The 21,151-nt window shown below is 63.7% G+C and carries 17 protein-coding genes; 10 read left to right on the plus strand and 7 right to left on the minus strand.

Features of this window, described 5'->3' with window-relative positions:
• The first annotated feature begins 55 nt into the window (after window positions 1-55).
• The 9 genes from EPN33_01700 to ygiD all read left to right on the plus strand — a co-directional run bounded on the left by EPN33_01700 (window position 56) and on the right by ygiD (window position 6,981).
• Window positions 56-1,078, plus strand: a complete 1,023-nt coding sequence (locus tag EPN33_01700; GenBank protein ID TAN24502.1) for a hypothetical protein — start codon at window positions 56-58, stop codon at window positions 1,076-1,078.
• A gap of 485 nt (window positions 1,079-1,563) precedes the next feature.
• Complete coding sequence (locus EPN33_01705) at window positions 1,564-1,854, plus strand: hypothetical protein (protein TAN24503.1); 291 nt, start codon at window positions 1,564-1,566, stop codon at window positions 1,852-1,854.
• On the plus strand, window positions 1,835-2,275 hold the full coding sequence (locus tag EPN33_01710) for a PIN domain-containing protein (protein TAN24504.1): 441 nt from the start codon (window positions 1,835-1,837) through the stop codon (window positions 2,273-2,275). Before EPN33_01705 ends, EPN33_01710 begins: the two co-directional genes overlap by 20 nt.
• Before the next feature lie 133 nt (window positions 2,276-2,408).
• Window positions 2,409-3,575: an ADP-forming succinate--CoA ligase subunit beta gene (locus EPN33_01715; protein ID TAN24505.1), complete on the plus strand. Its 1,167-nt coding sequence runs from the start codon at window positions 2,409-2,411 to the stop codon at window positions 3,573-3,575.
• Between the two features lie 3 nt (window positions 3,576-3,578).
• Window positions 3,579-4,475: a succinate--CoA ligase subunit alpha gene (gene sucD / locus EPN33_01720; protein ID TAN24506.1), complete on the plus strand. Its 897-nt coding sequence runs from the start codon at window positions 3,579-3,581 to the stop codon at window positions 4,473-4,475.
• Complete coding sequence (locus EPN33_01725; protein TAN24507.1) at window positions 4,465-4,884, plus strand: nucleoside-diphosphate kinase; 420 nt, start codon at window positions 4,465-4,467, stop codon at window positions 4,882-4,884. Before sucD ends, EPN33_01725 begins: the two co-directional genes overlap by 11 nt.
• A 52-nt stretch (window positions 4,885-4,936) precedes the next feature.
• Window positions 4,937-5,791: a YihY/virulence factor BrkB family protein gene (locus EPN33_01730; GenBank protein ID TAN24508.1), complete on the plus strand. Its 855-nt coding sequence runs from the start codon at window positions 4,937-4,939 to the stop codon at window positions 5,789-5,791.
• A gap of 12 nt (window positions 5,792-5,803) precedes the next feature.
• A complete protein-coding gene (gene queF / locus EPN33_01735; protein TAN24509.1) occupies window positions 5,804-6,208 on the plus strand; it encodes an NADPH-dependent 7-cyano-7-deazaguanine reductase QueF in 405 nt (134 codons plus the stop codon).
• Window positions 6,124-6,981, plus strand: coding sequence for a 4,5-DOPA dioxygenase extradiol (ygiD, locus tag EPN33_01740; protein ID TAN24510.1), 858 nt, complete (start codon window positions 6,124-6,126; stop codon window positions 6,979-6,981). The genes queF and ygiD overlap by 85 nt, the downstream gene beginning before the upstream one ends.
• A 119-nt stretch (window positions 6,982-7,100) precedes the next feature.
• On the opposite strand, the gene EPN33_01745 is transcribed toward ygiD, so the two are convergent.
• The gene (locus tag EPN33_01745) at window positions 7,101-7,586 is read right to left on the minus strand and encodes a bifunctional nuclease family protein (protein TAN24511.1); all 486 of its coding nucleotides are present in this window, start codon (window positions 7,584-7,586) and stop codon (window positions 7,101-7,103) included.
• A gap of 8 nt (window positions 7,587-7,594) precedes the next feature.
• Window positions 7,595-8,962 carry a tRNA (N6-isopentenyl adenosine(37)-C2)-methylthiotransferase MiaB gene (miaB, locus tag EPN33_01750; protein TAN24731.1) on the minus strand — a complete coding sequence of 456 codons (1,368 nt, stop codon included), beginning with the start codon at window positions 8,960-8,962 and terminating at the stop codon, window positions 7,595-7,597.
• A gap of 138 nt (window positions 8,963-9,100) precedes the next feature.
• Here miaB and EPN33_01755 point away from each other — a divergent pair, with 138 nt between their 5' ends.
• On the plus strand, window positions 9,101-9,406 hold the full coding sequence (locus EPN33_01755; protein TAN24512.1) for a prevent-host-death protein: 306 nt from the start codon (window positions 9,101-9,103) through the stop codon (window positions 9,404-9,406).
• Window positions 9,407-9,785: 379 nt separating this feature from the next.
• On the opposite strand, the gene EPN33_01760 is transcribed toward EPN33_01755, so the two are convergent.
• The 5 genes from EPN33_01760 to EPN33_01780 form a co-directional block, all read right to left on the minus strand.
• A complete protein-coding gene (locus EPN33_01760; protein ID TAN24513.1) occupies window positions 9,786-12,935 on the minus strand; it encodes a glycosyl hydrolase in 3,150 nt (1,049 codons plus the stop codon).
• A gap of 76 nt (window positions 12,936-13,011) precedes the next feature.
• On the minus strand, window positions 13,012-15,456 hold the full coding sequence (locus EPN33_01765; protein TAN24514.1) for an ABC transporter permease: 2,445 nt from the start codon (window positions 15,454-15,456) through the stop codon (window positions 13,012-13,014).
• 1 nt (window position 15,457) lies between these two features.
• On the minus strand, window positions 15,458-18,004 hold the full coding sequence (locus EPN33_01770) for an ABC transporter permease (protein ID TAN24515.1): 2,547 nt from the start codon (window positions 18,002-18,004) through the stop codon (window positions 15,458-15,460).
• 39 nt (window positions 18,005-18,043) lie between these two features.
• Window positions 18,044-18,589, minus strand: coding sequence for a Uma2 family endonuclease (locus EPN33_01775; GenBank protein ID TAN24516.1), 546 nt, complete (start codon window positions 18,587-18,589; stop codon window positions 18,044-18,046).
• A 9-nt stretch (window positions 18,590-18,598) separates the two neighbouring features.
• Window positions 18,599-21,133 (minus strand): ABC transporter permease, encoded by a 2,535-nt coding sequence (locus EPN33_01780; protein TAN24517.1) that lies wholly within the window; start codon window positions 21,131-21,133, stop codon window positions 18,599-18,601.
• Between the last annotated feature and the right edge of the window lie 18 nt (window positions 21,134-21,151).

The following is a 21,151-nucleotide window of genomic DNA, read 5'->3' on the forward strand; positions in this document are numbered from 1 at the left end:
AGAGGATGGTGGACGTGTGCCGCGGCTGAGCGGCGCAGCAAGGAGATATCCGCCCATGAAACGACTGCTTACGCTCACGCTGACGGCTTGCGCGCTGCCCTTGGTGTCGCTATCCCTGGGAGCGCAAACGGCGCCCCTGCGGCTGGCGGCGCGTTTCCAGATGCCCGCCTCGGTTCAAGGGCGCTTCGACCATCTCGCCGCGGATGTGGCGCGCGACCGGTTGTTTCTGGCGGCGGAGAGCGCGCACGAGGTGCTCGTCTTCAACCTGCGCACCGGCCACTATGAGCGTGCGATTGCGGGCATTCAGATCCCGCATGCCATCTTTGTTCGCGACGACCGCAACCGGATTTACATCACCGATGGCGGCGCGGGCGTCTTGCAAATCTTCAACGGCACTACCTACGCCCACATCGCCAGCGTGCCGCTGAAGGTAGATGCCGACTCGATCGGCTACGACCCTACCTCTGGCGATTTGTATATCGACAATGGCGGCGGCGATGCGCACGAGAGCTTTTCCATGTTCAGCGCAGTGAATACCGTCACCGGCCGGCGCGTGCTGAACATGAAAATCAACGGCGACACGCTGGAAGCGATGGCGCTCGCCCGGCACAGCCCTCTGATTTACATCAACAACCGCGCTCTGGGGAAAATCAGCGTGGTCAACCGGCACACGCACGCGCTGGTGGCGAACTGGCCGGTGACGCTGGCGAAAGGCAACGTGGCTATGGCACTCGATGAGGCGCATCACCGCTTGTTCGTGGGCTGCCGCAGCGGCGCGATTGTGGTGTTTGACACCCGGACCGGCAAAGAGTTGCAGGCGCTGACGATTCCGCGCGGGATTGACGATTTGATTTACGATGCCGCCAGCGGCCGCCTCTATGCCACTTGCCCGGACGGCGGCGGCGCCGTGGCCGTTTATCAGGAACAGTCGCCCGACCACTACGTGCTCCTGGGCGATGTCGCTTCCGCGCCCGGCGGCAAGAACGAGGTCCTGGTCCCGGCGCTGCACCGGCTCTACGTCACGATCCCGCCTGGCGCCCATGGCCGTGGCGCGGTCTACGCGTACGCGGTGAATTAAAGCGCGGGTGGCACAGCCACCTCTTGCTGGAGCCGCCCTCCCGCTGGTCGGGCTGTGGCTGGGCTTCGCTCCCGGCAACGGACGCCCGCAGGTGCTCAAGTACCAGCGGCAGTGGGGCACGAGCCCCGCCCTGTGGATCAGGGCGTGTGCCGAATATCAAGGGTCGGATCCAGCTTTTTCAAAAAACGAGCCGCCGTAGGTGCGTCGAAGCCGTCGCCGCGTCGCGCTCCCGCCATGTACCAGTCAGGGTCGGCCTTCTCGGCTGCAACGGAAATCACGGTTTTCGGCGACCAGTTCTGGTCGCCATAGAAAACTCGCCACGACCGCGGGTCACGCTCGGACCCCGCGCCCGGGGCGGTAGCCGCTTCTCAGTCGCGCCAGGGCCTCGTGCACATGCCCCTTGGTAATCTTTTCCGAAATGGCCATAGGCGAGAGTATAGCCCGGTGCCGCCAGCGGGCACGGCCTGCGATGTATACTGCGATGTATGGCGGAGACGATGGTGCGCAAGCAGCTCTATATCGAGCCGCGGCAGGAGCGGTTGCTGAAGCGGCTGGCGAAGGAGCGGGGCACGACGGAAGCCGAGATCGTGCGCGCCGCGATTGATAAGTACGCCAGCGAGCCGGAGGAATCGCGGGAGCAGCGGTGGGAACGATTCATCGCGCGGCTACGCGCGCGCGCGGAAGCGACGAAAGGAGCACCGCAGCATCCACGCGACTGGACGCGAGAGTCGCTCTACGAAGAGCGCATGCGGCGCTATGACCGGCATTCTGGTTGACACCAACTTATTGGTGTACACCGTCGATCCTGGCGAAAGCACCAAACGCGAGCAGGCGATTGCCGCTGTGGACCGCTTGGGTCTTACGGGGCGTGGCTGTCTGAGCGTGCAGTCTATGTCTGAGTTCGCCAACGCGGTGCTGCGCCGGCGGCTGCTCAGCGCCGCGGAAGCGGACGATTACGTTGGGGAATTGACGGGCAAGTGGAAGATTTTTGATCTGACTCCGACGGTGGTGCGCGAGGCGTTGCGGGGCGTGCGGGAGCACCGGATGAATATCTGGGACGCGCAGATCTGGGCGGTGGCGCGGCTGCACGGGGTCGAGACGGTGCTGAGCGAAGATTTTCAGGACGGGATGCGGGTCGAGGGAGTACGCTTTGTCAATCCCTTTCAGCGGGCTTTCGATCTGGAAGCGCTGCTTTGAGTGGCTCGCCACTTTTTGCCCTGGTCGCTCCCGTTGGTCGCTTGGAGTGCGGGCGTCGATTCCCGGCAGGGTCCGCCCGCTGGCGCTCAGGGCTCCTCCAAGCTACCGCCATTTGCTATCCTAGAAATTCATCATGAAAATCCATGAATATCAGGCCAAGGAACTGCTGCGCGGTTTTGGCGTGGCGGTTCCGCGCGGGCGCGTGATCAGCGAGGCGGCCGAGGCCGCCGCGGCGGCGCGCGAATTGGGCGGCCAAGCCGTCATCAAGGCACAGATCCACGCCGGGGGGCGCGGCAAGGGCGGCGGCGTGAAGCTGGCCAAGACGCCCGAGGAAGCCGTCGCGCTGGCGGGCCAGATTCTGGGCATGACGCTGGTGACCCACCAGACGGGGCCAGAGGGGCGGCTGGTCCGCAAGGTGCTGGTCGAAGAGACGGCCAATATCGTGCGCGAGCTGTATCTGGGCATTGTGCTCGACCGCAATGCGGGCACGCCGGTGTTCATGGCCTCGGCGGCGGGCGGCATGGAGATTGAAGAAGTTGCAGCGAAGACGCCTGAGGCGATTCTGAAACAGCCGTTCTTGCTGGGCACGCTGCAGCCGTATCAGGCGCGGGAGCTGGCGTTCGGACTGGACCTGCCGGCGGCGGCGCTGGGCAGCGCGGTGAAGATGATGACCGGGCTGGCCAAGGCCTATGTCGCGCTGGACGCCACGCTGGCCGAGATCAACCCGCTGATTCTGACCGCAGAAAACCAGGTGGTCGCGCTGGACGCCAAGATCAACCTGGACGACAACGCGCTGTTCCGGCATCCGCAGCTTAAGGAGTTGCGCGATTTGAACGAAGAAGCGCCGCTCGAGGTCGAGGCCAGCCAGTACGGGCTGAACTACATCAAGCTCGACGGCAATGTGGCGTGCATGGTCAATGGCGCCGGCTTGGCCATGGCGACCATGGACATCATTCAATACGCGGGCGGGTCGCCGGCAAACTTTCTCGATGTCGGCGGCGGCGCGAATGCGGAACAGGTCAAGCACGCGTTTGAGATTCTGCTGAAGGATCCGGCAGTGAAGGCGGTGCTGATCAATATCTTTGGCGGCATTCTGCGCTGCGACACGCTGGCGACGGGCGTAGTCGAAGCAGCGCATGCGGTGAAGCTGAGGCTGCCGCTGGTGATCCGCATGGAAGGCACGAACGTGGCCAAGGGACGCGAGATTCTGGCGGCATCGGGGCTGAAGATTACCGTGGCCGAGGGCATGAAGGACGCGGCCGAAAAGGTCGTAGCGGCAGCGAAGGCGGCAAGGGCATAAGACATGAGCATATTGGTCGACAAAAATACGCGGCTGCTGGTGCAGGGGATTACCGGGCGCGAGGGCAGCTTCCACGCACGCCAGTGCCGGGAGTACGGCACGAAGGTTGTGGCCGGCGTTACGCCGGGCAAGGGCGGGACGGAGCATGAGACCGTGCCCGTCTATAACACGGTGCGCGAGGCAGTGAAGGCGACGGGCGCGAATGTGTCGGTGATATTCGTGCCGCCGCCGTTTGCCGCGGACGCGATTCTGGAAGCTGCCGACGCCGAACTGCCGCTGGTGATCTGCATTACCGAGGGCATGCCGGCTCTGGATATGGCGCGGACGTGGGCCGTCGTGCGGAACTCCAAAACCCGGCTGATTGGGCCGAACTGCCCGGGCATCATTACGCCGGGCGAGTGCAAAATCGGCATCATGCCGGCGTCGATTCATCTGCCCGGGCGCGTGGGCATTGTCAGCCGCAGCGGGACGCTGACCTATGAGGCGGTGCATCAGTTGACGCTGCTCGGCATCGGGCAGTCCACCGCCATTGGCATCGGCGGCGATCCGATTATCGGAACCACGCACCGCGACGCGATCGAGATGTTCAACGCCGACCCGAAGACGGACGCCATCGTGATGATCGGCGAAATCGGCGGGACGGGCGAGGAAGAAGCGGCGGAATACATCAAAAAGAACGTCAAGAAGCCGGTGGTGGGATTCATCGCCGGGCAAACGGCGCCGCCGGGACGGCGCATGGGCCATGCCGGCGCGATTATTTCCGGCGGCAAAGGCACGGCAGCCGAGAAAATGGCGGCCATGAAGGCGGCCGGCATTCACGTCTGCCAAAGCCCGGCCGATATTGGCTCGACCATGGCATCCCTGCTGCCGAAAGGCGCACAAAAACAACATGCCCATTGAACGAACGCTCACGATTGTTAAACCCGATGGCGTCGCTGCCGGACTGACCGGCGCGGTGCTGGCGCATCTCGAAAAAGCCGGATTCAAGATCCTGGCGCTGCGGCGCTTGCAGCTCACGCGCGCGCAGGCGGAGGGCTTTTACGCGGTCCATCGCGAACGCGGTTTCTTTCAGGATCTGATCAGGTTCATGACCGAAGGACCGGTGGTGGTGGCGGCGCTGGAGCGCGAAAACGCTATCGCCGAGCTGCGGCGGCATATGGGCGCCACCGATCCGGCGAAGGCGGAAGCCGGCACGCTGCGGAAGCTGTATGCGACCTCGATCGAGCGCAATGTGATTCACGGCTCGGACGCAGCGGAGACGGCGCGGCAGGAGATTGCGTACTTTTTTGCGCAGGCGGAGCTGATTTAGCTGGTAGCTCGTAGCTCGTAGCTGGTAGACCTGTGGCCGCATCCCAGAGAACATGACGTGGGGGCGGGTGCTCAAGGCCGCGGGGATGGCGGCGAGCCGCGATGGTCTGCTGAACTGGGCGGCGGCGCTCGCCTACTACTTTTTCTTCTCGCTCTTCCCGGCCATTCTCCTTTTGGCGGCGTTGCTGCACGCGTTTCAACTGCAGCACCTCACGAACAATGTAATCGCCGCGCTGGGGCAGAATTTGCCGCGCGGCGCGGCGCAACTGATTTCGAATCAGATGCAGGGTTTGCTGGCGCACCACGTACCGGGATTGTTGAGCGTGGACATCGTGCTGCTGTTTCTCGCCGCCGGGCAGGGGTTTGCGGGGCTGATGGCGGCGCTCAATGCCGCCTATGAGGTACGCGAGGGGAGAAAGTTTCTCCATCAGATGTGGCTGCAGTTCGCGCTGACCCTCAGCGCGGGCCTGCTGGTGGTGCTGGCGCTGGCGGTGATTATTCTGGGCCGGCACACGCTGACGATTCTGGCCGGACCCGTACATCTTAGCCATGTGCTGGTGGCGGTTTGGCCGGTGATCCGGTGGGTGATCGTGGTGGTGTTTATGGCGGTGGCGTTGTGGCTGCTGTACCGGTTTACGCCAAACGTGGCGCCGCAGGACGCTGGACTCGTGCCGGCGGTGGCGACGGCGATCGTCATTTGGCTGATCGCGTCAGTCGTACTGGCGTTCTACATCAATAATTTCGGAAATTACTCGGCGGTGTACGGATCGCTGGGCGCCGTTATCGGACTGATGCTGTGGTTCTATGTGATTGCGCTGGCAATTCTGTTTGGAGCTGAAGTGCATGCGCAATGGCTGCGTGCGCATGGCATCAAACCGACGCCACATAAGCCGCCGAAAGCAGCCTGATATTCTAGCTGCATGCCGAAGACGCAGGTACGCCGTTATACCGACGCTCAGGCCAGGGCGGGCATTGATGCTCGGCTGCCGGGGCTGGAAACGTTTCCGAACCAATATCCGGGATATGAGATTGCGATTGCGATTCCGGAGTACACGTCGGTGTGCCCGAAGACAGGCTTGCCCGATTTTGGCAAGCTGACGATCACCTATATGCCGCGCGGGCGGTGCGTGGAGTTGAAGTCGCTGAAAGAATATCTGCTGGCATACCGGAATCTGGGGATTTTTTATGAGAATGCGGTGAACCGGATTCTGGAGGATTTCGTGGTGGCGTGCAAGCCGGTATGGGCGCGGGTCGAGGGGGCGTTTACGCCGCGCGGCGGGATCAGCAGCACCATCACCGCACGCTGGCCGAGACCGAGGAGGTAAGGATGCTACCCGCCATCTTTTTTGGCCACGGAAACCCGATGAATGCGCTGGCGGAGAACCAGTACACGGCGGCGTGGCGGCGCATCGGCGCGGGGATGGCGCGGCCGAAAGCAATCCTGTCGATTTCGGCGCACTGGTACGTGCCGGGCACGGGCGTCACCATCAGCACCTCCCCACGGACGATCCACGACTTTGGCGGCTTTCCGCGGGAGCTGTACCGGGTGCAATATCCGGCGCCGGGTGATCCGGCGCTGGCGCAGCGGGCGCAAAAGCTGCTGGCGCCGATCCCGGTGGTGTTGGACAACTCGTGGGGCCTGGACCATGGCACCTGGGCGGTGCTGCGGCACGTGTATCCGGAGGCGGACATTCCGGTGGTGCAGCTCAGCATTGACGAGACGCGGCCGCCGGCATTTCACTACGAGATCGGACGGCGGCTGGCACCGCTGCGCGAGGAAGGCGTCCTGGTGCTGGGCAGCGGGAATATCGTGCACAATCTGCACACTTACGCCTGGGGACAGCATGTGGCGGATGCGTATGACTGGGCGGCGAAGTTTGAAAGCGAGGCGCGGCAGATGATGCTGGCGGGCGACGTGAAGCCGTTGCTGCAGTATGACCGGCTGGGACCGGAAGCGGAGCTGGCCATCCCCACGCCGGATCACTTCCTGCCGCTGCTGTACGTGCTGGCCGCGGCGCAGCCGCACGAAGCGATCTCGTTTCCCGTCGAAGGCGTGGACGGCGGTTCGATCTCGATGCTGGCGGTGCAGGTCGGCTGAAGTGGCTCGCCACTTTTTGCCCTGGTCGCTCCCGTTGGTCGCTTGGAGTGCAGGCTTCGATTCGCGGCAGGGTCCGCCCGCTGGCGCTCAGGGCTCCTCCAAGCTGCCGCCGGCGGCGGCTACATTTTGTAGTGGCCGGTGTCTTCTTCGCCGAGATTTTCGAGCCAGCGGCGGAGTTCTTCGCTGGAGCTGGGGTCGGCGGCAGCGGCGGCGATTTTCGAGCTCTTCAGGACTTCGTCGTCGACGTAGATGGGGCAGTCGAGGCGCAAGGCAAGAGCCAACGCATCGCTGGGGCGCGCGTCGACGGTCATGGTTTCGCCCTCGTGATCAAGCCAGAGAACGGCGTAGAAGGTGTCGTCGCGCAGCTCGTTGACGACGACCTTGCGCAGGCTGGCGTTGAAGCCCATGAGGACCTGCTTGAGCAGGTCGTGGGTCATGGGGCGCGGCGTCGAGACCTTCTCAATTTCCAGGGCGATGGCGTTGGCCTCGTAGATGCCGACCCAGATAGGCAGGACGGCGCTGCCATCCTTGTCCTTGAGAATGACTATGGGCGTGTTGGTGGAGGCATCCATCATCAAGCCACGAATTTTCATCTCGACTTCCATCGTCACTCCTATTGGATGAGACGCCCTACGAAGCTGTTTGCTCCTGCTTTTTCGACCTGAACCCGCACATAGGCGCCGGGCGCCAGGCTGCCGACAGGGGACGGCGCAGGCGTGGACACCACTGCCTGTCCTAGTATCGGCAAAACCGCGACGGCACTTGACCGGGGTGCTGCCCCAGCGGGCGGAGCAGGGGCGGCGAAGTTCACTACGCGATTCGAGCTGGCCCGGCTGGCCCATTGATTGAGCTTGGGGTGGTAAGCCTCGACCATGACTTCCAGTTCCCTGCCCACCCAAGCCTGATTGTCGGCGTACTGCAATTCCTGCTGGCGACGCTGGAGGATCATGAGGCGCTCGGTCTTGATGTGGTCGGGAATGGAATCTTCCCACGCCCGGGCTTCGGTGTGCGGACGCGGCGAGTACTTGAAGATGAATGCGCCAGAGTAACGGACCTCGTGCATGAGATCGGCGGTTTGCTCGAAGTCGGCATCGGTTTCGCCGGGAAAGCCAACGATGATGTCGGTGGTGACCGCCAACGGACGCGGACAGGCGCGGATGGCCTCGATCAACTCCAGGTAATGCTCGCGCGTGTAGCCGCGGCGCATTTTGCCGAGCACCGCGTTGGAGCCGGACTGGACCGGCAGATGAACGTGATCGCAGAGAACAGGATTGCGGCCCATGGCGGCGACGATGGCGGGCGTGAAGTCGCGCGGATGCGAGGTAGTGTAGCGGACGCGCTTGAGGCCGGGGACTTCGGCAACTGCCGTGAGCATCTCAGCAAAATTCAGACCAGCGGGCGAGGAGTCGCGGTAAGAGTTGACGTTCTGCCCCAGAAGCTGGATTTCGGTATAGCCCATCCCGGCGAGCTGGCGGGCCTCGCGCAGGATGCTGGCGCTGGCGCGGCTGCGCTCCTTGCCGCGCGTGTAGGGCACGACGCAATAGGCACAGTGCTTGTCACAGCCTTCGATGATGGTGATGTAGGCACGGAAGGGGTGGTCGCGGCGGGTGAGCTCGGTTTCGAAGGCCTCGTCGGAGGCTTCACCCAGGCCGGTGACGTGGCGCTCGCCGGCTTCAAGCTGGGCGATCAACTCCGGCAGCTTCGGGTAGCTGGCCGAGCCGGCCACCAGGCTGACATGGGGAGCACGTTTGAAGATGGCTTCACCTTCCTGCTGCGCCACGCAGCCCAGAACGCCGAAAATCTTGCCCTGCTTCTGGAGGGCCTTGTAGTTGGCGAGACGGTCGAAGACTTTCTGGGCAGCCTTGTCGCGGATGGAGCAGGTGTTGAACAGAATGAGGCCGGCCTCCTGCATGGTTGCCACCGGCGTGTAGCCGTGGGCGACGAGGGTGCCGGCGACGCGCTCGGAATCATGGACGTTCATCTGGCAGCCGAACGTCTCCAGGAAAAAGGTTTTGCCCGTCACTGGGGCAAGTATAACAAGTAGGGACCAGGGGGCAGGCGCCAGAGGTCAGGGCAGGCTCGAGTTGATCCGTAGCTACCTGGTGGCTACTATAGAGACATGCTTGCTGTGGGGATCAAAGTTCTTAAGAACCGGTTGAGCGAATACGTGCGCTTGGCCGCCGGAGGAGAGACCGTGCTGGTATTGGACCGCAACCGCGTGGTGGCGGAATTGAACCCGCCGCGGCCGGCGAACCCCGTGCCCAGCAGCGATGAGGACTGGAAGGCGCGTGGCGTGCGCGAAGGTTGGCTAACGCTGCCAACGCACAAGATGACCGGTGCCCCCAGGAACTTCCCCACGATGACGTTGGAGGAGCTCCTGGCGGACCTGGACGAGGCGCGCTCCGATCGTGATATACCTCGATAGTTCGGTGGTACTTGCAGCCCTGTTTGTCGAGCACCGGCGTCCTCCAGGTCAGTTCTGGATGCAGGATTTGACATCGAGCTGGTTGCTTGGCTATGAGGTGTGGAACCGATTGCATGCACACGCCGCCCCTGAAGCGGTCAAGGATACTGCCCGCATCATATTACGGAGCGTATTCCTGATTGACTTGGCGCACGCCGCCCTCGGTCGCGCTTTGGATCCATTTCCAGTCGCGGTCAAAACGCTGGATGGACTTCACCTTGCAAGCATGGATTTTACGCGTAACACCGGTCGAGACGTCCGCGTTGCCACCTACGACCGGCGGCTGGCGCAGGCGGCGGAGGCGATGGGGTTCGCGCTGTGGCAGTGGAACGAGAGCTAGTTAGGGCATAAGTTGCTTGGCAGCGGCGATGGCGGTGGTGAGGTGCTGCTCACCTGCGGCGGCTTGCTGGCTCAGCGCGGCGAAGACGGCGACCTGTGCTGGCGTGGGATGCAGATAGGCCAAGTCGAGGTCGGCGACTAAATACGCCAGATGGCTGCGGAGTTTGGCTTCATAGGAAAGCGTACCTTCGCTGGCGTGTTCCTGTAGATCCACAAGGCCCAGGATGGTGCGGTTGAGGTTGATCAGCACCGGGTCTGCCTTGGCGGCAGGAACGGCGTGCTTGGCGACGGCGGCCTGCAGGGCGGATTGGACAGCGAGCGCCTGATTGAGCTTTGTGTCGAGGGCGTTCAAGGTGGTGTGAATCTTGAGCGACAGGACGAGACGCGCGTTCAGGTCACCCTGACTGGCGTCGATGCGCGGATCGAGCTTCACCGTGAAGGGCTTGCTGATTTTTTGGCCCGCGTAGTTGAGGGTGACGGTGTAGGCGCCGGGAGTGACGACCGGGCCTTCGACGCTGTCGTCCAAGCCGCCGGCCGCGGCGGGCACGTAGAAGCCTTTGACTTCGGTGGCGTCGGGATACCGCAGATTCCAGACGAAGCGGTTCATGCCGGGCGTGATGGCGGTCAGGCGCTGTTGCTGCAGGGCGGTGCGCTGAGATGGGCTCAGCGTGGCCATGTTCACCTTGGGCGCGTGGGCCGGTTTCAGGTGGAGGCTGTAGGTATTGACCACCTGGCCGAGATTGTTGGTAAAACTGAGCGTGACCGGCGTTTTGCTGCTGTAACTGGCGGGGACGTGGAAGAAAACGACGGCGCCAAAGGGCGGGTTTTCGCCTGATACGCCACCGCCGCCAAAGCCGCCCCCGGAACCGTAGGCGTGACTGAGCCAGGCGGTGTCAGGCGAAAAGACGGCGACTTGGGCGCTGGTGGGTGACTTGCTGAGCTGCTCAAGTAGCGCGAGATTATCGAGAATCCAGAAGGCGCGGCCGTGGGTGGCGATGACGATATCGCCCTGGCGTGTATTGAGTGCAATGCTGCGCACATCGGCACGCGGCAGATTGAGCGTCAACGGCTGCCAATGTGCGCCGCCGTTGAGACTGACGTAGACGGTCTGGTTGGTAGCGAGGAAAAGCAGATTGGGATCGTTGGGATCCTGAACGATGGAGTTGGCGTACTGGGCATTCCGGCCCTGGGGCAGGCCGTTGGTGATGGCGGTCCAGGTTTTGCCCATGTCGGTGGTTTTGTAGACGTAGGGGCGGAAATCGTCCCACATATGGCGTTCGGTGGTGACGTAAGCGGTAGCGCTGTCGTTGACGCCTGGCTCGATCGCGCTGTACCAGCTCTCAGCGGGCGCCGACGGCGGGTTGACTTGCTGCCAGCTTTTGCCGCCGTTGAAGGTGACATGAAGTAGGCCATCGTAGGAGCCAGCCCAGATCACGTTGTCATCCTTGGGCGAGACGGAGATGACCGACAGGCCGGGATAGGTTTCCGCGCCGGATTGATCGAGTGAGACCGGGCCGCCGGTGGGCGCTTCGGTTTTCGGATCGTTCCGCGTGAGGTCGGGACTGATCTGGGTCCAGTGCTGGCCGTAATCGTCGCTCTTGAGGACGTACTGCGCGCCAATCAAAAGCTCTTTGGGATTGACCGGCGAAAAGGTGATGGCGTGGGTCCAGCCGAAGCGGTACTTCAGCTCGCCGGCGGAAGCGCCTTCCATGTAGTTGGGCCAGGGGCTGATGTCCTGGTACTGGCCCAGCTTCAGGTTGTAGCGCATGAAGAGGCTGAAGTAGCCGCTGCCGTAGGTGATGTTGGGATCGCCGGGCTGCGGAACGACCCAAGTGCTTTCGCCGTAGGCGACGCGCTGCCAGGCGGCGGTAGGAATCGAGCCGCCCACGGCGGCGCTGGGGCCTTCGGTTGAGCCTTCATCCTGCTGCGCGCCGTAGACGTGGAAGGGGAATTGGTCGTCAAGGTTGACGTGGTAGAACTGGCCGGTGGGCTGGTTGTGTTCGCTGGACCAGGTCTTGCCGCCATCCTGGGAGACGGTGGCGCCGCCGTCGTTGCCTTCGAGGAGAATTTGCGGATTCTTGGGGTTGATCCAGACGATGTGGTTGTCGCCGTGCGGCGGGTGCAGCGGCGCCCAGGTTTGGCCACCGTCGCGTGTGGCCCAAACGCCATCCACTTCGGGGACGTAGGCGGTGTTGGGATTGGTGGGGTCGACAAAGATCTGCATGTAATAAAAGGCGCGCTGGCGGAGTTCCATGCCGGCGAAGACGTGCTGCCAGCTCCGGCCGCCGTCGTTGGAGCGGTACACGCCGCCGGCGGCTTTGTTCTGGATGATGGCGTAGACCACGTTGGGCGAGCTAGCGGCCACGCCGACGCCGACGCGGCCCCAGACGCCCGTGGGCAGGCCAGTTTTGTGGGTGAGGTTGGTCCAATGCGCGCCGCCATCGGTGGATTTATAAAGGCCGCTGCCGGGACCACCGCTGAGGAGCGACCAGGGCGTACGTTGTGCCTGCCACATGGTGGCGTACAGGACGTTGGGCTGGCTGGGCGCCATGGCCAGATTGATGGCGCCGGTATTGTTGTCGACGAAAAGAATCTGTTTCCAGGTCTTGCCGCCGTCGGTGGTCTTGTAAACACCGCGGTTGGGATCGGGCACGAAGACGTGACCCATGGAGGCGGCGTAGACGACATTCGGATCGGTGGGGCTGACAATGAGGGCGCTGGTGCTGTGGGTGTCGGCGAGACCGGCGTAGGCCCAGGTTTTGCCGCCATCGGAGGAGCGGAAGACGCCATTGCCGGTGAGCATGTCATTGCGGATGTCGGTTTCGCCGGTGCCGGCATAGATGATTTGCGGATTGGAGGGCGCGACGGCGAGGGCGCCGATGCTGGGCGCCATAGCGCGGGTCTTGTCGGTGAGATTGGTCCAGCTCAGGCCGGCATTTTCGGTTTTCCAGACGCCACCGCCGACCGTGCCCATGTAGTAGAGCTTCGGGTTCGAGGGCACGCCGGCGATGGCAACAGCGCGGCCGCCAACAAAGGGGCCGATGCTGCGCCATTCGAGCTTGCCCAGGAGAGTTTGCGTCGGCACCTGGGCGGTGACCAGAGCGAACGGCAGAAAGGCGGCGGCGAGGGCCAGAGCGATGCGGAGTCTCATTGTGTCCAATCCTCCAGACACAGATACTCTAAACCGTTCAGTGGCTAGTGGCTAGTGGTTAGTGGCTAGCGAAGGCTCAGGATTCACGAAGGGCGGTCAGGGGGTCGACGCGGGTGGCCTGGAGGGCGGGTACGTAGCAGGCGAGGGCCGCCATGAGGACTAAAACCAGGCTAATCAGCGAGTAAATCGCCCAGTCGCCGGCGCCAGCGCCTTGAATCAGGCCCTGCAGCGAGCGCGCCATGGCATAGGCGAGAGGCAGGCCGACGAGCAGGCCGATACCCAGCATGGCGCCGCCGCGGCGCAGAACCAGCATGACGATGGAGCCGTGCGAGGCGCCGAGAGCCTGACGGATGCCGAACTCGTGAACGCGCTCGTTCACCAGGAAGGACATGACGCCGTAGACGCCAATGGCGGCCAGAATGAGCGCCAGCAGGCCGGCGACACTCAGCATGACCGAAACATAGGCGATGCCGATACTGGCCTCGTGGATGACCTGATGGAGCGATTCCATGGCGAAGAGCGGATCAACGGGATCGACCGAAGCGATGGCGTGACGCATGGCGGGACCGGCGGCGGTGACATCGCCCGAACCGGAGCCGCGCAACAGGAAGAAGGCTGAGTGATTGGGATGCTGGGCGGCGGGCATGTAGAAGGTTGAGACCGCCTGCGGGCTGGACCAGTTCCATTTCACGTCGCCGGCGACGCCCACAATGGTCAGCCATGGGTTGCTGGAGTTATCGTTTCCGAGCTTGATGTGCTGGCCGAGCGGGCTGCGATCGGGCCAGTAATGCTGCGCCATACGTTGGCTGATCACGGCAACGGGCTGCGTGCCGGCGCCGTCGGAGGCGGAAAAGGAACGTCCGGCGAGCAGCGGCACCTGCATCAGGGTGAAGAAACTGGGGCTGACAGACTGCGCCACAGCATAGCGCTGCTGGCTGGCGTTGCCGATGGGACGGCCTTCGATGCTGAAGCCGTTTTGATTGAGATCATTGCTCAGCGGGAGATACGTCGAGGTGGCGGTGGCGCGCACGCCGGGCAGCGCCTGTAGCTTGGCGAGTGTCTGCTGAAAGAACTGGGCGCGGGCGATGTCGGACTGCCAATGGCCGGAGCTGGGCAAGCGCATGGCAGCGGTCAGGGTGCGGTCGGGCTGGAATTGGGCGCCGGCGCCGAGGAGGGTGCGGAAGCCCTCGACCATCAAGGCGGCGCCGACCAGCAGAACAAGAGCGAGCGCGATTTGGGCCACGACCAATACCGCCCGCAGGCGCTGGCGGGACTGACCGATGGCGCCGCGGCCGCCTTCTTTCAAGGTGGAATTCAGTTGCGGACGGGCGGCGTGCAGCGCGGGCGCCAGGCCGGCGATCAGGCCTGCCAGGATGGCGATGCCGAGGGTATAGAGCAGCGCGGTTCCGTCGAGGCGGATGCGATCCCAGCCACCGATAAACTGGGCCACGTCGGCGGGCATGTTGACCAGAATGAGACGAATGGAGACGTAGGCGAAACCGAGACCTACACCGGCGCCGCCGATGATGCCGAGGAGGACGTTTTCGGTGAGCAGTTGGCGCACCAGGCGGCCGCGGCTGGCGCCGAGAGCCACGCGCAGGGCTAGTTCCTGACTGCGGCGAAGGGCGCGGGCGAACTGCAGGTTGGCGACATTGGCACAGGCGATGAGCAACAGAAAGCCGACGGCGCCAAGCAGCAGCCAGACGTAACTGGCGGTTTCGTAGCCGATGATGTAGTTCGTCAGCGTCTGCACGTTCACGCCCCAGCCGCTATTGGTAGCGGGATACTGGGCATCGATGCGGGCGGCAAGAGCGCGCATTTCCGCTTGCGCCTGCGTCAGGGCAGCGCCCGGGCGAAGCTCGGCAATGACCTGCAAGTTGTGGTTTTCGCGGTCGGCGAGCTGTTGCGGTGTGAGCGCCAAGGGCAGCCAGAGCTGCACCGCTTGCGGCATCACGGCATCTTTGCCCAGAATGCCGACGACGGTATAGACCTGCTGGTTGAGTTGGATCGTCTGGCCCACGATTGCAGGGTTGGCGGCGAACTGATGCTGCCAAAGCGACTGGCTGAGGATGGCTTCGCGGTCGTGGCCGGGCTGATCTTCGCCAGGCAGAAAGACGCGGCCGCGCAGGGGTACCGAGGGCAGCAGTTTGAAGAAATTAACCGAGACCGCACCCGCCTGCACCATGACCGGCGTGCCGGAGCCGCTCAAGTTTACGTCGTTGTACTCGTAGGCCGCCAGCGCCTGGAAGACACTGGCCTGCTTGCTCCAGGTCGCGTAATTGAAGGCGGAAACAGTGTTGGTTGAGGAAGGCGGCGAATGCGGTGGGACCTCGGAGATGTCGAGCAGACGGTTCAGGTGGGCATAGGGCAACGGGTGCCGCAGGATGCCGTTGGCTACGCTAAAGATGGCGGTGTTGGCGCCAATGCCGAGGCCGAGCGCCAGAATGGCAATCAGGCTGGCGGCGGGCGCTTTAGTGATCAGCCGCAGACCGAAGCGCAGGTCATTCCAGAAGGTGCGCATCTCAATCCTCCCTGAGCGCAGCGAGCGGATCGACGTGGCTGGCGCGGCGGGCGGGCAAGAAGCCGGCAATCATGGCCACGATCGTTAATGCGACGGCGGCACTCACATAGACGGTGGGATCGGAATAATGAAGCTGGAAAAGGTCCATGCGATGGACTGAGAGCTTGGCCAAGCCGAGGCTGACGGGAATGCCGATGGCGACACCAATGCCGAGCAGCAGCAGCATTTCGCGCATGACCATGCCGATGACGTTGAAGCGGGAAGCCCCCAAGGCCATGCGGACGCCGATTTCCGCCTGGCGGCGGGTGACGCTGTAGGCCATGACGCCATAGAGCCCGATGGCGGCGAGCAATAGCGCGAGGACGCCGAAGAACCCGCTCAGTTTGGCGAGCAGGGTTTGGCTGACGGCGGTCTGAGAAATCAGCGTTTGCACGGGCGCGAAGTCCTGCACGCGGATACTGGGCGCAAGCGCGAGAATTTCATGGCGCAGCGCCGTGGCGACCGCGGCCGACGAACCCGATTCGCGGATCAGAACGGAAGTGCCCGGTGGCGGGGTGGCCACCGGCAGACCGTTGAGGAAGGGAAAATACATGCGCGGCATGTCCGGTTCATCGAGGCTGCCGACTTTGATATCGGCGCAGACGCCCACCACGGTGTACTCAGCGCCATGGTCGTCCGGAAAAGCATCGATGATGTGATGCCCGATGGGGTTCCGGGTGGCAAAGAAGGTTTTGGCCATGGTCTGACTGATGACCACGTTTTTGGTGGCGCTGGTGGCATCGGCCTCATTGAGGGCGCGGCCCATGAGAATCGGAATGCCTACCGTCTTGAAGTAGCCGGCCGAGACCTGATCGACCATGGCGGCGCTGCCCATGCCTTCGCCCATGGAGCCGGCGGCAGGAGGAGTGTAGCCGTTGACCTTGATGGGAATGCCGGCGTTGCTGCCGTCAAACAGACCAATCATGGAGAGCGCGACGCCCTGCACGCCGGGCGTCGCAGCGGTGCGGTCGAGAAAGCGGTGATAGAACGCCGCCAGCGATTCGCCGCGAAACCCAGCACGTTCGGCGTTGAGGTCAGTTTCAACGAGATCCTTGGTGGAGAAGCCGACGCTTTGCGACTCGAGCTTGAGGAGGCTGTGCAGGAACAGACCGGCGCCGACGAGCAGGATCACCGAGAGCGCGACCTGGCCGGCGACCAGGGCTTTGCCAAGCGGCATGCGGGCGTGAACGGCGCGGCCCTCGGCTTTGAGCGTGGCGTTCAGATCCGTGCGGGCCATGCGCCACGCCGGCGCGAGGCCGAAGAGCAGACCGGCGAGCACCGAAATGCCGAGCACGAAGCCCAGCACACGAGCATCGGGGGCGAGCGGCAGCGTCAGCGAACCACCAGCGCTGACCATGCCCAGCAATAAGTGCACACCCCACCAGGCGAGTAGCGCGCCGAGGGCGCCGCCGCAGAGTGCCAGCAGCACGCTTTCGGTGAGCAATTGCCGCAGGATGCGGCCGCGACTGGCGCCCAACGCCAGACGCACACAAATTTCCTTTTGCCGCACAGCCGCGCGCGATAGCAGCAGACTGGCGAGATTCACCACCGCAAGCAGCAGGATGAGGCCGACCAAGGCCAGCAGCGCCAGCAGCGGGGCGGAAAACTGGCCGCGAGCGGCCGAGGCTCCGCGGGCGCCACTCGAGAGCTGCAGCCGCTGGCTGAGCACCGACTGGCGGATTTGGCCGGAGGCGGCACCCATTTGGGATTGCAGCGCTTGCTGGAAAATGGCGTTGCTTTGGGCTTGCGCGGCGGCCAGCGTGACGCCGGGTTTCAGGCGGCCGATGACTTGCAGCCACATGAAACGCGAGACGCCAGGCGGGTTATGGAGCAAGTCCCGGCCCGGCAATGCTTGCGCCTGCATGGCGATGGGCATCCAGAGGTCGGGCTCGAGGCCAACGTCCGTACCGAAAAATCCGGGCGGGGCGATGCCGATGATGGTGAAGCTATTGCCGTGCAACGTAAAGGTACGGCCGATAACGTCTGGATTGCGGTGAAAGCGCTGGTTCCAGTAACCGTAACGCATGAGGGCGACCGGGTCGGCGCCGGGCTTAAGCGCCTGCTGATCGGCAAAAGTTCGACCACGATAGGCCGGCACTCCCAATACGTTGAAATAATTATTCGAGACTAATTCAATACGGGCAAGTTCAGGAGTGGCGGACTCGCCTGAGCGGCTCCAATTCACAAGAGTGCGCGGATGTTCGGTGCCAAAGGCGGCCAAGCCGCGGAAGGAAGTATCGGCGGCGCGCAATTGCTGGTATTCCGGATAGGCGAGCTTGCCGCGGCGGCCACCGCTCGTGCCCAGGCTGAGACCGTCCTGCGCCGGATCAGTGAGCATGACGAGCTGACTGGGATGGCTGACCGGCAGCGGCTGCAGCAAAACGGCATTGACCAGCGTGAAGATCGCCGCATTGGCGCCAATGCCGAGGGCCAGCGTGAGCAACGCAACGGCGGTAAAACCGGGCGTTTTGAGCAGCATCCGGCAGGCAAGGCGGAGGTCACGCAGCATACTACTGGCTATACGCGGGAAGCGGCTTACCGAGTTCCGTTAATGTAGAAAGGATCCCAGCAGCATGGTCCAGCCGGGCAGCAGCTCGGGGGCATCCATGTATTCGCCACGATCGGCGGAGCGAACCTCGGGTTGGATGCCCGGCTTGGTGAACAGGTGGGCCTCGCCATATTCTGGATACAATACCCAGACTCGGACAGTGCCCGCGGCCAAGTACTGGTTCACTTTTCCCTGCATGGCGCCAGGGCGGTCGCTGCTCGATATAATTTCAACGGCCAGATCGGGCGCCATCGGCTGCACGTTCAGGCTTTCATATTCCGTTTGAAAGCGCTCGGCGCGAATGAATGCCACATCGGGGCGCCGTACCGTATCTGGGCCGAGCTGAAAATCGCTTTCGCTTGTAACCACGCCCATTGGGTGATCGCGCAGCCATGCGCGTAACGAGGCGTTGATGAGATCGCGGATTTCGTTGTGCCGGAAGGTTGGTGCAGCGCACACGACCAGCTCTCCTTCGCTCAGCTCGTAGGGCGCGCCCTCGGGCAGGGCCATGTAGTCGGCCAGCGTCCAAGCGGTTTTGGTCGCCATGAGGGTAGTTTACTCCTGGCGCAGCGCCTGCAAGGGGTCGACGCGGCTGGCACGAAGGGCGGGCAAATAGCCGGCGAGACTGGCTACCGCCGCCAGAAGAACCACGGCGGCGGCAAGCGAAGCGGGATCGAAATAGCTAAGACCAAAGAGGTGGATCTGGCTGGAGACAATTTTGCCGCCGCCGAGCGCCGCGGGTATGCCGATGATCACGCCGACGGCGACCAGCAGTAGCGTTTCGCCCAGGATCATGCGCACGACGGCGCTGCGGCTGGCGCCCAGCGCCAGGCGAACGCCCAACTCGCTGGTGCGCCGGGCGACGCTATAGGCCATGACGCCGTACAGGCCGATAGCGGCCAACAGCAGCGCCAGCAGGCCGAAGAAGCCACTGAGGCGGGCGAGCATTTTCTGCGTGGCCAGGGAGGCGTCCACCATTTCTGCCATCGTGCCTAAGTCGCCGAATTGCACGTTGCTATCGAGCGAGCGCACGGTGCGACGCACGCCCTGCGTCACCGCGGCGGCGGGGCCGGAGCTGCGGACGAAGATGCGGGCGTCGGTATTGGCCTGGCCCGGCAAGCCGTTGAAGAAGGATAAATAGAAGCGGGGCGGCGTTTTTTCTGACAGGCTGTTGTATTTGGCGTCGGCGCAAACGCCCACAACCGTGAAGACCGCGCCGTGATCGTCGGGATAGATATCGTGGATTTGCCGGCCGAGCGGATTGCGGCCGGCGAAGAAGCGCTTCTGCATGGTCTGGTTGATCACAGTGTATTTCACGCCGCTGGTCGCATCCTGAGGGGTGAAGCCGCGGCCGAGCAGGATGGGAATGCCCACCGTCTGAAAATATCCGGTAGAGACTTCGTCTGCGCGGGCGCCGCTTCCCTGCCGACCATTGGGCGGCGTATAGCCGTCGACGGCGACGGGCAGACCCATTTCGCTGTGGGCGAACAGGCCATCAACACTAAACGCCGCGCCGCTGACGCCCGGCAGCGCGCGCAGACGATCGAGAAGATGGTGAAAGTAGGCCGTGGCGGCAGCGCCTTTGTAGCCGGCGGTATTGGTATTCACCCCGAAAAGCGAGAGGCCTTGTGCCTCGAAGCCGAGAGGCACGTCCTGCAATTGGCTCAGACTGCGGACGAACAGGCCCGCGCCCACCAGCAGCACGATGGAGAGCGCGATCTGCGCGATGACCAGCACCTTGCCGAGGCGCAGGCGCTGATGGACGCTGCGCCCCTGTGCTTGCAAGGTGTTATTCAGATTCGTGCGCGACAGACGGAGCGCGGGAAGAAGGCCAAACAGAACGCCACTGAAGAGGCACAAAATGGCGATGAAACCGAGCACGCGCCAGTCTGGCGCAAGGCTAAGACTCATCGCGGTCCGCCCCGCGCCGGAGCCGGCCATCGCCAAAAGCAGATGCTCGCCCCAGAACGCCAACACCACGCCCAGCAGTCCACCCACGACCGCGAGCAAGACGCTTTCGGTCAGAAGCTGACGGATGATGCGGCTCCGGCCGGCGCCGAGCGCCAGGCGCACGCTGACTTCTTTTTGCCGTGCCGTGGCACGCGCCAGTTGCAAGCTGGCGAGGTTCACGATAGCTTCCGCCAGAACCAGACCCACGAGCGCCAGCAGGGCCCAGAGCGGATCGGCAAACTGGCCGCGCAAGCTGGAAGCACCGGTACGGCCGCTGGAAAGTTTCAAGTGCTGGGTCAGCAGGTTGCGGCGGGTTTGCGCATCCGCGGCCGCGCCCGCCTGCTGCTCGATGACGTGATGGAAAATCGAGTTGCTGGCGGCCTCTGCCGCCGTCAGCGAGACATCGGGCTTGCGCCGGCCGAGAACCTGGAGCCACATCGCGCGCGATACGCCGGGTGGGTTGTGCAGCAGATCGCGGCCGGGGCGAACGTCGAGTTGCATACTCAGGGGAAACCACAAATCCGGCGCCTGACCCACGCTCTCGCCAAAGAACCCGGGCGGAGTAACGCCGATGACCGTAAACGTGTGGCCATGCAGACGCAGTGTGCTGCCCAGCACGGCGGGGCTGCGCGCGAAGCGCTGGTTCCAGTAGGCGTAGCTCATGACCGCGACCGGGTCGGCGCCGATCTTGATGGCCGCATCAGGCGAAAACACCCGGCCGCGGAAGGCCGGAACGCCCAGCACGCTGAAGAAGTTGTTGCTGACCAATTTGGTCATGACGCGCTCGCCGCCGGCGCTGCCTGCACCCCAGGTCACCTGCTGGCGGTCTTCGCTCGATTCCGCGGCCAGCAGGCCGGCGAAGACATCGTTTTGATCGCGCAGGGCGGTGTACTCGGTGTAGGCCAGCAGGCCGCGTTGGCCGCCGGTGGTACCGAAGTCCATGCCCGAGTCAGTGGGATCGGTTAAAAACGCTAACTGCGAGGGGTTCTGCACAGGCAGCGGCCGCAGCACGATGGCGTTGATGAAGGTGAAAATGGCGGTATTGGCGCCAATGGCGAGCGCCAGCGTCAGCAACGCGACGGCCGCAAAGCCGGGCGCTTTGCGCAGGGTGCGGAGGGCGAATTTCAGGTCTTGCAGCATCTGGCAGGCTTGGACGAA

This window comes from Acidobacteriota bacterium (genome assembly GCA_004299485.1).
Lineage (GTDB): Bacteria > Acidobacteriota > Terriglobia > Terriglobales > SCQP01 > SCQP01.

Bases quoted from the DNA above. Each gene is read 5' to 3' on its own strand.
- EPN33_01700 (TAN24502.1), top strand. From the start codon at position 56: ATGAAACGACTGCTTACGCTCACGCTGACGGCTTGCGCGCTGCCCTTG.
- EPN33_01770 (TAN24515.1), bottom strand. From the start codon at position 18,004: ATGCTGCGTGACCTCCGCCTTGCCTGCCGGATGCTGCTCAAAACGCCC.
- EPN33_01715 (TAN24505.1), top strand. From the start codon at position 2,409: ATGAAAATCCATGAATATCAGGCCAAGGAACTGCTGCGCGGTTTTGGC.
- EPN33_01775 (TAN24516.1), bottom strand. From the start codon at position 18,589: ATGGCGACCAAAACCGCTTGGACGCTGGCCGACTACATGGCCCTGCCC.
- miaB (TAN24731.1), bottom strand. From the start codon at position 8,962: ATGAACGTCCATGATTCCGAGCGCGTCGCCGGCACCCTCGTCGCCCAC.
- sucD (TAN24506.1), top strand. From the start codon at position 3,579: ATGAGCATATTGGTCGACAAAAATACGCGGCTGCTGGTGCAGGGGATT.
- EPN33_01745 (TAN24511.1), bottom strand. From the start codon at position 7,586: ATGGAAGTCGAGATGAAAATTCGTGGCTTGATGATGGATGCCTCCACC.
- EPN33_01780 (TAN24517.1), bottom strand. From the start codon at position 21,133: ATGCTGCAAGACCTGAAATTCGCCCTCCGCACCCTGCGCAAAGCGCCC.
- EPN33_01760 (TAN24513.1), bottom strand. From the start codon at position 12,935: ATGAGACTCCGCATCGCTCTGGCCCTCGCCGCCGCCTTTCTGCCGTTC.
- EPN33_01730 (TAN24508.1), top strand. From the start codon at position 4,937: ATGACGTGGGGGCGGGTGCTCAAGGCCGCGGGGATGGCGGCGAGCCGC.
- ygiD (TAN24510.1), top strand. From the start codon at position 6,124: ATGGGCGCGGGTCGAGGGGGCGTTTACGCCGCGCGGCGGGATCAGCAG.
- EPN33_01765 (TAN24514.1), bottom strand. From the start codon at position 15,456: ATGCGCACCTTCTGGAATGACCTGCGCTTCGGTCTGCGGCTGATCACT.
- EPN33_01705 (TAN24503.1), top strand. From the start codon at position 1,564: ATGGCGGAGACGATGGTGCGCAAGCAGCTCTATATCGAGCCGCGGCAG.
- queF (TAN24509.1), top strand. From the start codon at position 5,804: ATGCCGAAGACGCAGGTACGCCGTTATACCGACGCTCAGGCCAGGGCG.
- EPN33_01710 (TAN24504.1), top strand. From the start codon at position 1,835: ATGACCGGCATTCTGGTTGACACCAACTTATTGGTGTACACCGTCGAT.
- EPN33_01755 (TAN24512.1), top strand. From the start codon at position 9,101: ATGCTTGCTGTGGGGATCAAAGTTCTTAAGAACCGGTTGAGCGAATAC.
- EPN33_01725 (TAN24507.1), top strand. From the start codon at position 4,465: ATGCCCATTGAACGAACGCTCACGATTGTTAAACCCGATGGCGTCGCT.